General features: G+C 63.4%; 9 protein-coding genes. 8 read left to right on the forward strand and 1 reads right to left on the reverse strand.

Features of this window, described 5'->3' with window-relative positions; all coding sequences use genetic code 11:
- The 7 genes from NQ492_RS05155 (at position 1) to NQ492_RS05185 (ending at position 14,156) form a co-directional block, all read left to right on the forward strand.
- Entirely contained in the window at positions 1 to 1,824 is a 1,824-nt protein-coding gene (locus tag NQ492_RS05155) for a RagB/SusD family nutrient uptake outer membrane protein (protein ID WP_015545723.1), read from the forward strand.
- 27 nt (positions 1,825 to 1,851) lie between these two features.
- The gene (locus tag NQ492_RS05160; RefSeq protein WP_044053898.1) at positions 1,852 to 2,319 is read left to right on the forward strand and encodes a hypothetical protein; all 468 of its coding nucleotides are present in this window, start codon (positions 1,852 to 1,854) and stop codon (positions 2,317 to 2,319) included.
- Positions 2,320 to 2,340: 21 nt separating this feature from the next.
- A complete protein-coding gene (locus NQ492_RS05165; protein ID WP_015545722.1) occupies positions 2,341 to 4,362 on the forward strand; it encodes a hypothetical protein in 2,022 nt (673 codons plus the stop codon).
- Positions 4,363 to 4,436: 74 nt separating this feature from the next.
- The gene (locus NQ492_RS05170) at positions 4,437 to 6,374 is read left to right on the forward strand and encodes a DUF4962 domain-containing protein (protein WP_015545721.1); all 1,938 of its coding nucleotides are present in this window, start codon (positions 4,437 to 4,439) and stop codon (positions 6,372 to 6,374) included.
- Between the two features lie 10 nt (positions 6,375 to 6,384).
- Complete coding sequence (locus NQ492_RS05175) at positions 6,385 to 8,430, forward strand: heparinase II/III domain-containing protein (protein ID WP_015545720.1); 2,046 nt, start codon at positions 6,385 to 6,387, stop codon at positions 8,428 to 8,430.
- Positions 8,431 to 8,435: 5 nt separating this feature from the next.
- Complete coding sequence (locus NQ492_RS05180; protein ID WP_044053897.1) at positions 8,436 to 10,145, forward strand: hypothetical protein; 1,710 nt, start codon at positions 8,436 to 8,438, stop codon at positions 10,143 to 10,145.
- A gap of 75 nt (positions 10,146 to 10,220) precedes the next feature.
- Complete coding sequence (locus NQ492_RS05185; protein ID WP_015545719.1) at positions 10,221 to 14,156, forward strand: hybrid sensor histidine kinase/response regulator transcription factor; 3,936 nt, start codon at positions 10,221 to 10,223, stop codon at positions 14,154 to 14,156.
- A gap of 68 nt (positions 14,157 to 14,224) precedes the next feature.
- Here the strand turns inward: NQ492_RS05185 and NQ492_RS05190 are convergent, their stop codons facing one another.
- Positions 14,225 to 15,628, reverse strand: coding sequence for an arylsulfatase B (locus NQ492_RS05190; protein WP_015545718.1), 1,404 nt, complete (start codon positions 15,626 to 15,628; stop codon positions 14,225 to 14,227).
- Positions 15,629 to 15,960: 332 nt separating this feature from the next.
- Between NQ492_RS05190 and NQ492_RS05195 the strand changes: the two genes are divergently transcribed.
- Positions 15,961 to 17,352, forward strand: a complete 1,392-nt coding sequence (locus NQ492_RS05195) for a sulfatase family protein (protein ID WP_259873862.1) — start codon at positions 15,961 to 15,963, stop codon at positions 17,350 to 17,352.
- Positions 17,353 to 17,361 lie beyond the last annotated feature (9 nt).

Consider the following 17,361-nt stretch of genomic DNA (forward strand, 5'->3'; position numbering starts at 1 on the left):
ATGAAAAAGCTATATTATACGATCCTTGCCACCGCAGCGGCCCTGACGACCGCTTCATGCGTGGACCTGCTCAACACGGCCCCTGAAAACCAGATCGCCAGCGAGAACATGTGGACCACGCCCGAACTCGCCCTGAAGGGCATGAACGGACTCTACGAGACGTTCTACAACCGCAAACAGAGCAACGGCACGCAGGTCCGCTCGGAGAACCTCGACGGACTCAACAAGTACGGCATCGAAGCCCTGGGATTCTGCACCGACTACTACGCCAACAACTACCCGATCTACCTGCTCTACAATCAGGCGAAGCGCGCCAACGACTGGCAGCTGGCGCACGAATGGAGGTTCTGCTACACGATCGTGCACGCCGCCAACGACGCCGTCACGAACCTGCACAAGGCCGGACTGGACGCCCCGACCTACGAGCGTTACCTCTGCGAGGCCCGGTTCCTCCGGGCCTGGGCCTACTCCCGCTTGAACAAATTCTGGCAGGGCGTCCCGGTCTACCTCGAGCCTATCTCCAACGAGCAGTGCACGCGGACGCAGGAGAGCGCCGAATACGTGTGGCGCGAAGTGGTACTGCCCGACCTGAAATACTGCATCGACAACGCGTCGTTCCCCGAAAACACCCTCGGGGAGAGCAACTTCGGCCGCCCGTCGAAAGGCGCCGCCTACGCCCTGCGCGGCATGGCCTACATGTGGCTCAAGGAGTGGCAGAACGCCGCCAACGATTTCGAGCAGGTCGGCCAGTGCGGCTACGACCTCTGGCGGGGAGAGTACATCGACTTCTTCAGCCCCGACAACGAGCGCGACAACGAGATGATCTTCGCCATCCAGTACGACGAGGAGTCCGGCTACTGCGACAACATCCAGCAGGCCGTGGGCGCCCGCGACACCTACGGCGGCTGGGACGAGGTGAAACCGGCGTCGGATTTCGTCGACTACTACCAGAACGACGACGGCACGGAGTTCAAATGGAGCCAGGTGACCGGGCTTGAGAACTGGGACCAGCTGACGCCCAGACAGCGGGCCGTGTTCTTCTGCCGCGACGGGCTGAAAAGCAACGCGAAGCTGGCGTCGCAGAAGACCCAGGCGATCGGCATCTGCGGACAGGACATCTTCGACCGCTACTACCTCGACAACGGCAACGAGGCCCGGATCAAGGCCGCCTACGACAAGCGCGACCCGCGGCTCAAGCAGACGATCGTCACCCCCTACGAACCGGTGGACTGCTTCACGGCAGGACTCAACGGCGACGAGAACATGATCGGCAAGCAGCTCCGCTGGCCGCTCTACCTGCAAGGAACCAGCGGCGGCGACTTCTGGCTCGACAAGCGCACCTCGGCCTACTACTGCTACCGCAAGTACGTGCGTTTCCTCAAGGGCGAACTGATCGACCGGCAGCGCTGCTACACGGACTTCCCGCTCATCCGCTACACCGACGTCATCCTGCAATGGGCCGAGGCGCTGATCGAGCTGAACGAGTTCACCCCGGCGAAGAACCTCATCGACCAGGTGCGCGCCCGCGCCCACATGCCGGGCATCACGATCGGCGGTCTCGACGCCATGCGCGAGGCCGTACGCTACGAGCGCCGCGTGGAATTTCCGGTCGAGGCGGTGAACTTCTTCGACGAAGTGCGCTGGGGAACCTATAAGGAGACCAAGTTCCAGGGACAGGACGTCCACGGCGGCCAGTCGTGGTGGGGCGACAACACGGTCGAATACGCCTGGTACTGGGACGACTGCCTCTGGCCGTGGTCCGTACCGCAGGGCGAGTTGCAGCGGAACGCTTCGCTCACCACCCGCCCGGGCTGGGTCTATTGATTGTTTAACCTCAATCCGTTTATCGAAATGAAAAAGATTCTCATACTCTCGGCCGCGCTCCTCACCGGCTTTTTCGCCCTCTCCTGCGGGGACTCCTCGTCGGAACCCGAAGACGACCCCAACATGCCCGCCGTGAAGATCGAGGTCGGAGACATCGCCGACAACAAGGCGACCGTCACCGCGGCGCTGGAAAAAGGCAACTTCTACGGGGCCAAGATCGTGACGGGCGTCCGCGTCTCCACGCTCACGCTCGACTACACGCGGGAAATCCCGCTGATCAAGTACGTCGAGGCGAACGGCACGGCGGCCGAACTGCCCTTCACGACACAGCTCACCGACCTGATCTTCGAGCAGGACTACTTCTGCGCCGTCATCGTCTACGACCGCACGGGCCGCGCCTGCCACTCCGCCTACCTCACCTTCACGGCCGAGGGCGATCCGGAGGGAATCAGCAACGACAATTCGGCCGGAAACCTCGAAGACAACCCGCAGTAAAACCCAAAACGAGCAAACGATATGAAAAAGCTACTTTATAGCGTCTCAACGGCCCTGCTTCTCCTCTCCTGCAACACGGAAGACCCGTCGCTGGAGGCCGAACCGGGCAAGGGCGGGAACGTGATCACGTTCGTCGGCAGGACCTTCCCCGAGACCCGGACCGAAATCGGCGTGAAGGACGGCAACTCCTACCCGGTCCTCTGGTCGTCGGGCGACCGGATCGGCATCATCTCCCCGGTCGAAACCCTTTTCCAAAACGCCAGCGCGACGCTGAACGCCAGCGACGCCGGCAAGAACAGCGGCATTTTCGTCCTCGAGACCGAAACCGCCGTGGAGAGCAGCATGGACCTGATCGTCTACTATCCGTACAGTTCCTACACGACCTACGGCGACGGCGCTCTTCATGCGTCTGTTCCCATGGAACAGCGTCAGGCGCGCCCGGGCGACTCCTCCCACACGGGAAAATACACCCTGGCCTACGACAAGACCACGATCGACCCCGCCGCCGCGGCCCCGGGCAAGTCCCCCTCGGCGTCGTTCTCGCTGCGGCACGCCGTGGCGTACGTCCGGCTCGTGATTTCGAGCACGGAATACGCCGGCTACAAACTCAACGGCGCGTCGCTGTGGTGTGACGGCGAGGCTGTCTCCGGCGACATTTCGGTCAACGTCGCCACGGGCGAAACCCGGACCGAGACCCCGCGCAACTACGCCACCGTCGTCGTGGAGGAGCCGCAGGCGCTCTCCTCGGCGCAGGAACTTTGGCTCGTGACGCTGCCCGTGAACCTGACCGGCAAGGAGGTTTACGTCTCCGTGGCCATGACCGACGGCACGAAAAACGTGACCATCCCCGTCAAGGTCGACGTGAAGGAGCTGAAGGCGAACGCCGTCAACACGATCACCGTGGCGAACGTCTCCCTAGCGGACAACCGGTTCGCCTGGTATCAGCCCGAAGAGACGCGCTATCTCGCCGAGGGCTGGGCCTACGGCGAGGCCAACACCTTCGTCACGAGCGCCGACGGCGAGGAGATCACGGTCGATGTCAGGGCGCGCGGCTTCTTCAACGGCTGCGAAGAGCCGAAATACGCCAAAATCATCTTCGCCAACAACCTCTCGGGAACCAACTACACGCTGGCGATCAACGGCAAGCGGAACAACCCCGACTCCCCGGCCGACTATGCCGAGGAGGTGGAGATCGGAAGCGACTGCAAACTGACGCTCAAGACCACGAAGGGCAGCTATCTGGGATGGTTCGGCAAGGTGGGCCTCCTGAACGCCGAAAAGAAATTCATCTGGGCCTTCACCGTCTGGTATCTGCCGGGAGGCGTCACAGGACACCCCTACAAGAGCGGAGTGGTCATGGACCGCTACATCGGCGACAGCTACGCCCCGAACTACAACAACTGGCACGGCGTGGGAGCCTACTTCCAGTGGGGCCGCCCGTTCAGCTTCTCTTGGGGCAGCATCACCTACACGGTCGCCTCGACCAACGCGACGGACCTCAAGATTTCGGCGAGCAATCCGGGCGTCTTCTTCAAGACCGACGGCGCCTCGAAGCACAACGGCGACTGGTGGCTCGGCGACTGGACCGGCAAGCGCACCGACCGCAAGGACGACTTCTGGGGCAACCCGAACGGCACGGCGGAGGCCGGATCGCCCGCGAACGGCACCAAGTCGATCTTCGATCCCTGCCCCAAAGGCTGGATGGTGGCCTCCCCGGCAGTCTACAAGGAGGTGCTCGCCGGCAAGGACGACGCATTCGAAAAGAACAACTCGGTACAGTCGATGATCTACAAATACGACGGCACGAACAAGGCTTACTGGCACTTCAGCGGCCTGAAATGGGCCTCGTCGGGCGGAAACCCGAACAACAACCAGAACGACATTCTGGGCGTCTGGTCCAATTCGTCCTACCACGGATACGAAGCCTCGGACCACAACGTCTACCAGCTCTACTACCGCACGTCGCAGGGCACGTGGAACGACGGCGGCGGCCGTGCGGCCGGCATGTCGGTACGCTGCATGCAGGACACCGAAAACCGTTGACAACCGGAATCCGGAGGAGCGCCCGGCCGTCGGGCCGGACACTCCCCGGTTTGCGAACAAAAAACTTTACAGCCATGAAGATATTGAAAAAACTGCTTTGGTTCGTCGCGGCGGCATGCGTCCTCTCCGGATGCGCCGACGACAGAATGATCTACAAACCCGGAAGCGGGTCCGGGAACGGCGGAAACGGCGGCGGCGGAGAGCAGCCGTCCGGTCCGGGCGACTATTCGAAACTCTCGGCGGCCAACCACCCGCGGATCATCATGTCCGAGGACGACGTGACGGCCATCAAGGCGAAACTGGCCGCCGGGTCCGACGCCAACCTGAAGAAACTCCACGAGTGCATCATGGCCTACGCCGACAAGGCGCTCACGGCCAAGGATCTGGTTTACGAAGTCACCGGCAAGCGGCTGCTGTCGGTCTCGACCGAGGCGGCCAACCGGATCATCTCCTGCTCCTACGCCTACCGTCTGACCGGGGAGGACAAATACCTCGAAAAGGCGGAGAAGGACATGCAGACGGTCTGCGCCTTCAAGGACTGGAACTCCGCGACCCACTTCCTCGACGGAGCCGAGATGGCCCACGGCGTGGGCATCGGCTACGACTGGCTCTACGGCCGGTTGAGCGACGCGACGAAGAAGAGCGCCGAGAAGGCCATTCGGGACTACGCGTTCTACTGCGCGCTCAACGGCAAGTGGAACCTCAACTTCTACACCTCGGCGACCAACTGGAACCAGGTCTGCAACGGCGGACTGGTGGTGGCGGCGCTGGCCGTCTACGAGACCTGTCAGGACGACGCGCGGAGCATCATCGACAAGGCGATCGAAAGCAACGCCTCGGTCATGCCCGAGATGTACAACCCCGACGGCAACTACCCCGAAGGCTACGGCTACTGGGGTTACGGAACGGCCTTCGAGTGCATCATGCTCGCGGCGATGGAGTCGTGCACGGGGACCGACAACGGCCTTTCGGCCGTCGACGGTTTCAAAAAGACCGGCAAATGGATTCTCTTCATGGAGGGTATGAACAAAATGGCGTTCAACTACTGCGACTGCGCGCCTTCGAGCATCGCCTTCCCGCCGCTGTGGTATCTCGCCCACAAGTTCAACGACCAGTCGCTGCTGTACGGCGAGCTGATGAAACTCAACGACGGCCGCTACACCTCCTACGACTCGCCCAAGTACTTCCCCATGGCGATCGTCTATGCGAGCAAGTTCGACCTGAACAGCATTGCGCCCCCGGAGGAGAAGGTGTGGAGCGGCAAGGGCATCAACCCCGTGGTGCTGGTCCACGGCGACTGGACCTTCACCGACACCGACAAGTTCCTCGGCATCAAGGCCGGGCGGGCGAATTACAGCCACGGCCACATGGACGTCGGGTCGTTCGTCTACGACGCCTGGGGCACGCGCTGGTCCGCCGATCTGGGCCTCCAGAGCTACGGCACGGTCGAAAACATCAATCTGCCGGGCTACACCGGAGGTTTCGGAAGCTACGACCAGGGAGCCTTCCGCTGGGCCGTCTTCCGCTACAACAACTACAACCACAGCACCATCACCGTCAACGACGCTCTCCACCGCGCCGGAGGCCGGGCCGAGATCTCGAGCGTCATCAACACCTCCGCCTCGAAGGGCGCCACGATCGACATGACGGACATCCTTTCGTCCGAATGCGAAAGCGCCACGCGGACCGTAACGCTCGAAAACGACACGGACCTCGTGGTGAAGGACATCGTCAAGGCCAAATACAACAAGGCGGCCGACGTACGGTGGACGATGGTCACGCGAGCCATACCGACCGTCGAGGGCAACCGGATCGTATTGCAGGGCGCGTCGAAAAAACTCTACCTCAAGGTGACCAGCCAGAACAACGCCAAGGTCACCCTCAAGACCTGGTCCACCGTCGGCGAATCGTACGACGCGAGCAACGCGGGCTACTACGAAGCCGGCTTCGAGGCCAAGGTGACCTCCGGCCAGACGGACACCTTCACCGTGACCCTCTCCCCGAACGAATAAACCGAAAACGATGAAAACAACCCTTCTGTCGATCCTCCTGTCGGTCGCGGCCCTGATCCGGGCCGCCGCCGGCAACGACGGTCTGAACCTATTGCAGGCCGAATATTCGAAACCGGGCGTCGCCGAATCCTTCGCAGCGGGGAAAGCATGGTTCCCGTTCCCCGCCTACGAAGACCGTGCGGGCTGGGCCGCGCTCTTCGGTCCCGACGCCGGGAAAGTCATCCGGCGGGGCGAGCAGCTGCTCGACTACCAATGGCAGCACATCCCCGCCAGCGCCTACCTCGCCTTCGAGCGGACGGGCGACCGGCAGGCCATGGAGAGGCCCGAAGGGGCCAACCGCGGCGCGATGATCGCCCTGATCCTGGCCGAACTGGCCGAAGGGAAGGGACGGTTCATCGACCAGCTCGCCAACGGCGTCTGGCTGGCCGCGCAGCAGCCTTCGTGGGTGCTCTCGGCGCACCAGGGGCGGCAGCGGAGCAAGCGGTCGCTTCCCGACGCCCGCGAACAGCTCATCGACCTCGCATCGGGGCGTTACGGCTCCATCGTCTCCATCGCCTATCACTTCTTCCACCGGGAATTCGACAAACTCGACCCCTCCATCTCGGTCGCCACGGAGAACGCCGTCCGGCGAAACATCCTCGACCCGTACCTCGATCCCGGACAACGGCGCGCCAACTGGTGGCTGGGACTGGCGTCCAGGGGATCAATGCTCAACAACTGGACCCCGTGGTGCAATTCGGACGTGATCCTGTGCTTCCTGCTGATGGAGAAGGACCAGGAGCGGCTCGACCGGGCCGTGGCCCAGTCGGTCCAATCCATGGACCTGTTCCTCAACTACATCCAGAAGGACGGGGCCTGCGAGGAAGGCCCCGCCTACTGGGGCGCGGCGGCCGGGAAGGTCTACGACTACCTCCAGATCCTGTACGACGCCTCGGACGGCGCATTCTCGCTGTTCGGCAACGAACGCATCCGGAAAATGGGCGAGTTCGTCTCCCGCTCCTACATCGGCAACGGCTACGTCGTCAACTTCGCCGACGCCGGAGCCAGGCTGAACAACCCCAGCGAACTGATCTGGAATTACGGCCATGCGGTGGGCAGCAGGGAGATGACCGATTTCGCGCTCTACTGCCTGGCCGACCCCGCGAGCGGAAAATTCCGAAACCCCGTCATCACGGGCAACGACGCCTACCGGGCGCTCGAAACGGTGCGGTTCAACCCGCTGATCCGCGAGGCCGCGGATTCGCTGAACCGCCTTGCGGCCGAAACCGCTCCGGCGGAGGTGCGCCGCAACCTGCGGCGCGGCGTACCCCCGGCCACGTGGTATCCCGAGACCGAAATGTGCTTCATGCGCAATCCTTCGGGATGGTTTCTCGGAGCGAAGGGCGGCTACAACAACGAGAGCCACAACCACAACGACGTAGGGAGCTGCGTCGTCTATGTCCGGGACATCCCGGTGCTCGTGGACGCCGGCGTGGGGACCTACACCAAGCAGACGTTCAACCACGACCGCTACAAGATCTGGTCGATGCAGTGCGACTGGCACAACCTGCCGATGATCAACGGCGCCGCCCAGCCCGCCGGCGCGCAGTACCGGTCGAAAAACACGTCGTGCGACCTCTCCAAGGGGATGTTCTCGCTCGATCTGGCCGACGCCTATCCGCCGGAGTCGGGATGCCGGAAGTGGGTCAGGACCTACCGTCTCGCCCCGAAGGGCGCACCCTCGGTGACGATCACCGACTCGTTCGCGCTCGACGCGCGGACGCAGCCGGACGTGGAGCATTTCCTGGTCAAGGGATCGGTCGTCCTGCCGGGCGGAACGCACCAAGGGCGGACGCTGCCCGATGGGGAACTGCTGATTCTCTGCGACGAGGGGCTGGTCGTGAAGATGACCTTCCCGGCGTCGCTGAAAGCCTCGGTCGACGTGATGGAACTCACCGACCGGAGGTTCTCCGGCGTGTGGGGTCCGAGCCTGCGGCGGATCAACCTCGCCTCGCCGCCCGACGCTCCGGCGAAGGGCAGCTATGAATTCCGGATCACCGAACTCGGCAAAAAGTGACGGCGATGCGACACCGGACCCTCCTCCTGATCGCCGCCGTGACGGGCCTGCTGGCCTGCGCCTGCGGCGGCACCGAGGCCGAACGGCTGCACCGGGCCGCCATGCGGGAGTACCTCGACCCGATCCGGCCCGGATACGAAGGGCGAAATCCCTTCTGGAACGCCTTCGCGACGAAGTTCATCTACGCCCCGGCCTTCGGGTTCGAACCGGTGGAAAGCGCCGTGAAATACCGTTTCACCGTCTCGCACCTCGGAACCTCGATGGTCGAGTCGCCCCGTTACCGCAAGGACGCCCCGACCGAAGACCCCGAACCCCGGCGGGTCCTCGGGCCGGGCGTTCCGACGGGACGTTCGTGGAGTTTCGAGGCGGACTCCCCGCAGCAGAGCCTCGCCCCGGTGTGGAACGACATTCCGGCAGGCCGGGTGCGGGTCACGGCGGAGGGGCTGGACGCCTCGGGACGGGTCCTGGGAAAGGCCGGGGAGCGGGAATTCCTGCGGGACTTCCCCTTCCGGCCGCCCTACAACGGCAACGTGAGGCCTTACGCCGAGGCGGCGCGCATGGCCGCCCTGTACATCCACGAACTCCCGGCGATCCGGCGCTGGCTCACCGCCGCGGAGCCGGACATGACCTACCGCCACAACACCTACGCATGCAAAATCGTGGGGGCCACGATCCAGCTGGAGGTGCTGGTCGCGAAACTGCTGCCCGCGCACCGGGAGGAGGCGCTCGCCATCGCCCGGAACGCGGCCCGGTTCCTGATGGACCGAAGCCGTCCCGAAGGCGACCCGCTGGCCTTCTTCCCGCCGACCTACTACTCCGACCTGATCTCCTCGTCGCGGGCCGAAAACCGGGGCAAGACGATGACCATGGAGGCCTGCGCCGCCGGAAACGCCTTTCTCGACCTCTACGACGCGACGGGCGACCGGATCTGCTACGACCGGGCGCTGGCCATCGCGGAGACCTACTCCAGGCTGCAACACGCCGACGGCTCGTTCCCGATCAAGGTCGATTTCGAGACCGGGGAGCCGGTCAACGGCTGCAAGGCGATGCTCACGCCGGTCATGGAGTATTTCGGACGGCTTGAAAACCAGTACGGCGTCACCCGCTACCGCGGCTGCCTCGCCCGGGCGGCGGAGTGGATGCGCCGCAACGCACTCGAAAGTTTCGACCTGACCGGACAGTTCGAGGACATGACCGTTCTCGGGCAGCAGCCCTACCAGAACCTCACCAACTGCGCCTCGGCGCCCTACGCCTCGTGGCTGCTCAAAAAGCCCGGCCGCACGGCCGCGGAGCTGGCCGACGCCGTCGACCTGATCCGTTTCAGCGAGGACCAGTTCGTATGCTGGGACGTGCTGCCCGACGACGACGGCGTCCGGACGCTCTGCACGCCCTGCGTCTACGAACAGTACGGCTACCGGGTTCCGGTCGACAACAGCACGTGCGTGGTGGCGAACGCCCTGCTGGACCTCTGCGAGGCGACGGGCGACCGGCTGGCTTTCGCCAAGGCCAAAGCGCTGGCGGACAACCTCACCGTGGTCCAGAATGCGCTGGACGGGCTGATCCCCACGTCGCTCGACGTGCGCGAAGGCGCCAAGAACCGGATACGGGGTTTCTGGGTCAACTGCACCTACGCCTCCATTCTCACGCTGCTCCGGATGGCGGAACTCACCGGGGAGACCGCCGGTTTTCCCGCAGACGTCTCGCACGCACGCTGACGCGGGAAACGGACCCGGAATTCCCGAAACCGGATATTTTTCGGTATCTTGTCCCATCAATCCGACGCTTTTCCGATGACGAAAAACTACATAGCGGCTCTGGTCCTGCTCCTGGCGACAGCCCTTCCCGGGTCGGCGATCAATCCCTACCGGCGGTACGATACAAGAAACGGGCTGTCCGACAACAGCGTGAAGGACATCTGTCAGGACAGCCGGGGCTACATGTGGTTCGCCACGAAGGACGGGTTCAACCGCTTCAACGGCTACCGCTTCGACGTTTTCGGCTCGTCGTTCTCCGGCGAGCACCTCAACATCGACGTCATCTGCCCCCATTCGGACGGAATCCGCATCTGGCTGGGGTGCACCGAAGCCCTCATGCTTTTCGACCCGCGGGACGAGCGCCTCACGCGGTTCGACGCCCGGAACAGCGAGGGAAAGGGCATCCGGAACTGCATCAGCCTGCTGTACGACCCGCTGGGCGACCTGTGGATCGGAACCGACGACGGGCTGTTCCGCTGGGACGAACGCATCGGCCGCCTCTTCCGTTACGAACTGGAGGAGAGCGACGGCGGCACGTGCCGCGGGATCCGGACCATCTTCGAGGACAACGGCGGCGAAATCTGGGTCGGGACGACCGCCGGACTGTACCGCTACCACCGCAAGACGGACCGCTTCGGCCGGAATGCGAAGCCCAAGCCGGAGAGTTCCCTGCTGGGCGACAACGAGATCACGGCCATCGTCGAGGCCGAAGACGGCAAACTGCTGATCGGCATGCAGAACGGCTACCTCGGCGAATTCGACATCTACACGGGCCGGTTCACGCAATTCCCCGCCTTCGACGCCGAGGGAAAGCAACTCTCCGTCGCGCGCATCCACACGATTTTCCGGCGGGACATGAACCGCTACATGATCGGTTCGGACAGCGGCCTTTTCTTCTTCAGCCGCAAGAACGGCCGCTGGTCGGTCTCCGGAGACAACCTCGCCGAAGAAAGCATCTACCGGTGTTTCCGGGACCGCGAGGGCGGCATCTGGATCGGAACCTATTTCTGCGGCGTGAACTACCTTTCGCCCCGGCAGGACGAAATCCTGTGGTACTACGACGACGGCCGTCCGGAGTCGCTCGACGGCAACGCCGTGAGCCAGTTCTGCGACGACGGCCGGGGGAACCTCTGGATCGCGACCGAAAACGGAGGCCTGAACCATTTCGACGTCCGCAACCGGAAATTCACCAACCACACCGCCCGCAGCCACAACAACCTGCATGCCCTCTGCATGGACGGGGACGACCTGCTGATCGGAACCTTCTCGCAGGGGCTTGACCTGATGAACCTCCGGACCGGAAAGGTCGTCAACTACCGGAACGTCCCCGGGGATTCCGCCTCCCTGTGCAACGACTACGTCTACGCCATCTTCCGGGCAAGCGACGGCACCCTCTACGTCGGGACGATGTCCGGCATGTGCACCTTCGACAAACGTCGGGGACGGTTCTCCCGGGTGAAGATCACCGAAGGGAGATTCATCTACGACATCGCCGAGGACACCGGGGGCAACATCTGGGTCGCCAGCAAGGTGAGCGGGATATACCGCTATTCGCCCGGCGACGGGACCTGGAAAAACTACCGCCACGACGAACTCGACCCGCGTTCGCCCGCCGACGACAGGTACATCCGGGTCTACGTCGACACCGGAGGGCAGGTCTGGTTCTGCGGCGAAAGCGCCGGGATCTGCCGCTACGATCCCCCGATGGACGGGTTCGAGAATTTCGGCGCCGACGACAACCTGCCGAACGGCATCTACTACGGCGTGCTGGACGACAGCGCGGGCAACCTGTGGCTCTCCTCCAACCAAGGCATCCTCAAATACAACCCCCAGCTGCACACCTGCGCACGCTACACGATCGAGGACGGACTCCAGAGCAACCAGTTCAATTTCCGGTCGTCGCACAAAGCCGGGGACGGAACGTTCTTCTTCGGGGGAATAAACGGCTTCAACTACTTCTCGCCGTTCAACATCTCGGTCAACAAGGTCCGGCCGGAGATCGTCATCTCGTCGGTCCGCATGCACCGGGCCGACAGTTTCTCGGTCGGTTCGGAGCGGCAGACCCTCCCCGACGGGAACCTGCGCATTTCCAGCAAAACGATCTCCTTCGACATCAATTTCGAGTGCCTGAGCTACGTGGCCCCGGGGCAGAACCGCTATGCGTGGAAACTGGAAGGGTTCAACAGCGACTGGGTCTACACCGACCAGCACTCCGTGTCGTTTATGAAACTGCCCGCGGGCCGCTACGTCTTCCGGGTGCGGGGCTGCAACAACGACGGCTACTGGAGCGATGCGACCCGCAGCCTGGAGATCAGCGTACAGCCCCACCCCTTCCTCAGCCCCGTCGCCAAGGGCGTCTATTTCCTGCTGGTCGCGCTGCTGATCGTCGCCGCAGTCCGGGTCATCCTCCGGCGGCAGGGCGAAAAGAAGGAAAAGGAGCTGATCCAGACCAAGATGGCGTTCTTCACCCAGGTGGCCCACGAGATCAAGACGCCGGTCACGCTGATCAAGTCCCCGCTCGAACGGATCATCGAAACCGGCAAATGGAACAGCGACGTAACTTCCAACCTCGACATGATGAAACGGAACGTCGACCGGCTGCTCGAACTCATCCGCCAGCTGCTCGATTTCCGGAAGGTGGACAACGAGGGATTCCGGTTGAGCCGCCGCGAAACCGACATCAGCCTGCTGGTCGAGGAGACCGTCGCACGGTTCCGCAACTCGACCGAAAAGATCGCCATCCGCACGGACTGTCCCGACGCGCACGTCCTGTTCTATGCCGACGGCGAGGCCTTCACCAAAATCTTGAGCAACCTGCTCGCCAACGCCCTGAAATACGCCCGCTCGACGGTCGTGGTCGTCCTCCGCATCCTGGACGACGACCGGGGACGGACGCTCCGGCTATCGGTCCGGGACGACGGGGACGGCATCCCGCCCCGCATCCGGGAGAAGGTGTTCGACCTCTTCTACCAGAAGAATCCCGATTCGGGCAAGGGCTTCGGAATCGGGTTGAGTCTGGTGAAACTCCTCGTCGAAAAGCACAACGGCCGGGTGTACGTCGACCGGCACACCGTCGCGGGCTGCGAACTTACGGTGGAGATCCCGGATTCCGGAGCATCTGCGAGGGGGGGGGTACGCGCCCCCGAACCAGCCGAAGAACCGGCCGATAGCCCGGAAGACCGGCAGCCGGAGGCGAAGCCCTTCCACATCATGGTCGTGGAGGACACTCCCGACCTGCGAGAGTTTCTGGTCAAGAATTTCGAGGACACCTACGGCGTCCTTTCGGCGAAAAACGGCGCCGAAGCCCTCGCCATCCTCGAAAAACAGGCCTGCGACCTGATCATCAGCGACGCCCTGATGCCCGAAATGGACGGTTTCGACCTGTTGATGAAGGTCCGTAACGACGAAATGCTGTGCCACATCCCGTTCATCCTGCTCTCGGTGGTCGACTCCGTGGACTCGAAGATCAAGGGACTGGAATACGGGGCTGACGTCTATATCGAAAAACCCTTCTCGCTGGGTTACGTCAAGGCGACGGTGGAGAGCCTGCTCGAAAACCGGAAACGGGCCTTCCGCCACTTCGCGTCGCGGCCCGGATTCCAGTACGAGAAAGACGATATGGGCCGCAACGACCGGCAGTGGCTGGACAAGCTGACGGGCATCGTCCGCGAGAACCTCACCTGCGAGACGCTCTCCGTGGACCTGCTCACCGAGAAAATGGCCTTGAGCCGTTCCAGCCTGCAACGGAAGCTGAAAGGGCTGACGGGCGTCTCGCCCAACGAATACATCCAGTTGGTACGGCTGAAAACGGCCGCGCAGCTGCTCCGCAGCGGCGAATACCGGATCAGCGAGGTCTGCTACCTGACCGGATTCAGCAGCATGTCGTGGTTCGCCAAATGTTTCACGAAGCAGTTCGGCATGCGCCCGAAGGATTTCATCCGGCAGAATCAGGACGGGAAATCATCCGGATAAGAGTGCGGGAGCGCTGTTCTTCCAAAAAATGCTCCCGCTCCTGCCGCTATCTGCGGAGAGCCCGGTTTTCAGGGTTTGGTCACGCGCCACTCCGCAGGGGCCTTGAAGCCCTCCTTGCCCTGCCCGTAGGGCAGTTCGGGATGCGCGGGACGGATCGTGTCGTAGCGGATGATGTATCGGCGCAGGCGCTCGGCTTCGGCAGCATGCTCTTCGATCCGGTTCTGCGCCTCATAGGCATCTTCGGGATAATAGACCAGATAATCGCTCTTGAGCTGCATCGCGCGGCTGCCCCCTTTGAGAATCAGCTTGCAGTCGCCGCTGACCGCCGCGCCGCAGCCGAGGTAGAGATCGCGCGGGAACGAGGCGGTTTCACCCGTAAGCGCCGGAAGCAGGTTCACACCGTCGTAGGGACGCGGAGGCTCCCCGGCACCGACCAGCGCGGCGATCGTGGGGGCCATGTCGACGAACGCCGCAAGCTGTTCCGAGCGGACGCCTTCCGCGAACCGCCCTTTCCTGCAGAGGACGGCCGGAACGCGTAAGCCACCGTCCCATTCCCGCCCCTTGTGGCCGCGCAGCGGCGCGCAGCTCGACCCGCCGGGCAGGTTCGGAATGCCGCCGTTGTCGCTCATAAAGAGCACCAGCGTATTTTCCACGAGGCCGCTCCGCTCCAGTTTTTCGAGGATGCGGCCCACGCCCTTGTCCATGCGGGTCACCATGGCGCGGTAGGTGTAGGCATCCTTCTCGCGGGGAGTCAGCGCGGCGAACTTCTCCGGAGAAATATGCTCGGCGATCTCGTCTTCGGGAGCCTGGAAAGGCGTATGGGGCGCATTGAACGCCACGTAGAGGAAGAACGGCCCCTCGGAGGCGTACCCCCCGATGCAGCGCACGGCCTCGTCAGCGATCAGGTCGGTCGAATAGCCCTCGTCGCGGCACGACTCCCAATCGTTGTGCCAATCCAGTTCACCCTCGCGTTCGTGGGTGAAGTAATCGAGCGCGCCGTTCAGGCAGCCGTAAAAATGGGTGAATCCGCGGTTGAGCGGATAATACGCCCGGCGCCCGTGGCCCAGATGCCACTTGCCGACGATCGCGCGGTGAGCGTACCCGTTGGCGGCGAGCATGTCGGCCAAAGTCTGTTCTTCGGGATCGAGTCCGTAATCGCGCCAGGGCGGAATGACGGTTTTCCGGATGCCGAAACGGCTGGGATAACGCCCGGTCATCAGCCCCGCACGGGTCGGCGAACTGACCGGAGCGGTGTAGAAACGGTTCATCTCGATGCCCCTGGCGGCCAGCGCATCAATGTTGGGCGTGGGGATGACGCTTCCGTGATAGCCCACGTCGCCCCAGCCCAGGTCGTCGGCCACGATGAACAGGATGTTAGGGCGTTCGCCGGTCCCGGCGGCCACGGCCGGAAGTGCGGCGGCAAGGCAGGCGCCTGTTCCGAGCAGGCTTCCGCAGAGTAGATTCCGATTCATTTCGAGTTTTGGATTTAGTTGTCCGCAAGGTATTCATTTCCCCGGGGAAACGAAGTCGTTTTTTGTTCAAAAAATGTCGCGATTTCTGCAAACCGCCCCGGGCCGGGGTCCGACCGCGGCCGGAAGACCCGCCGCAAAGCCCCGGATTCCGGTCTCCGGCAGCATTTTGAACATTCCGTGGCCTGTTTTGGCTAATTTTTTAGCCTCCGGCTCCTATATAATGGTTACCTTGCGATCGGAACAGGACCGGAATCCGGACACGGCCGTACCTCGGCGCGCGGCCGCTCCCCGGGCCGGCAAGAACCACCCGCAAACTCACAAAACTTCAAGACATGAATAACCGCACCATCCTCACCGGACTGCTGGGCGCCGGAACCGTCGCTTCGGCCACAGCGCAGACCCCCGCAAAAACCAAGGCGCAAACGCCGCAGGGCCGTCCGAACATCGTGATCATCTACACCGACGACATGGGCATCGGCGACCTCTCGTGCACCAGCACGGGCTGGATCGAAACGCCCGCCATCGACCGTCTGGCTTCGCAGGGACTGGTCCTGAACAGCTACTACACCTCGGCTCCGGTCAGCTCGCCCTCACGCGTGGGCCTCACCACGGGCATGTTCCCGATGGAGTGGGGCATCAACACCTACCTCCAGAGCCGCAAGGGCAACGCCGCCTGCGAACAGGCTGACTACCTCACCGCCGCCGCGCCCTCGATGGCCCGCATCCTCCGCGACGCCGGATACGCCACCGGGCACTTCGGCAAGTGGCACATGGGCGGCGGGCGCGACGTGAAGGACGCGCCGTCGATCCCCTCGTTCGGCTTCGACGAGTACTGTTCGACATGGGAAAGCCCCGACCCGGCTCCCGAACTGACCGCCACGAACTGGATCTGGAGCGACAAGGACGACGTGAAACGCTGGAACCGCACGGGCTACTTCGTCGACAAGACGCTCGATTTTCTAGTGCGCCACAAGGACAAGCCCTGCTTCGTGAACCTCTGGCCCGACGACATGCACACGCCGTGGGTCCCCGACGAGGAGTCGCAGCACAAGCAGAAGGACTGGAACTCGCAGCCCAACTTCTCGGAGGTGCTCGCCGAGTACGACCGTCAGATCGGCCGATTCCTCACGCAGCTCGACCAGCTGGGACTGAGCGACAACACCATCGTCATCTTCACCTCGGACAACGGTCCGGCCCCGAGCTTCCGCCAGCTGCGCACGAACGGCATGCGCGGCGTGAAGAACAGCCTCTACGAAGGCGGCATCCGCATGCCGTTCATCATCCGCTGGCCCGGAGTGATCGAGGCCGGCAAGGTCGACGACACGACGGTCGTCTGCGCTGTCGACCTGCTGCCCTCGCTCTGCAAGATCGCCAGAGCACGGCTGCCGAAAGGCTACCGTTCGAGCGGCGAGGACATGAGCCGCGCCCTGCTCGGAAAGCCCTCGGTCCGCAAAGGCGACCTGATGTGGGACTTCGGCCGCAACGAAGCGTTCATGTTCCCCCGCGACCGCTACCACCGCAGCCCCTCGCTGGCGATCCGTCGCGGTAACTGGAAACTGCTCCTCAACCCCGACGGTTCCAACGCCCAGCTCTACGACATCGCCGCCGACATCAACGAAACGAAGAACCTCGCGGAGAAGAATCCCGCGCTGGTCCGCGACCTTTCGAAGACCGTGCTGGCCTGGTGGGAGCGCCGTCCCCGCATCGGCACCGGGAAACAATAACTCGCCTCC

Source organism: Alistipes shahii WAL 8301 (genome assembly GCF_025145845.1).
GTDB classification, from domain to species: Bacteria; Bacteroidota; Bacteroidia; order Bacteroidales; family Rikenellaceae; genus Alistipes; species Alistipes shahii.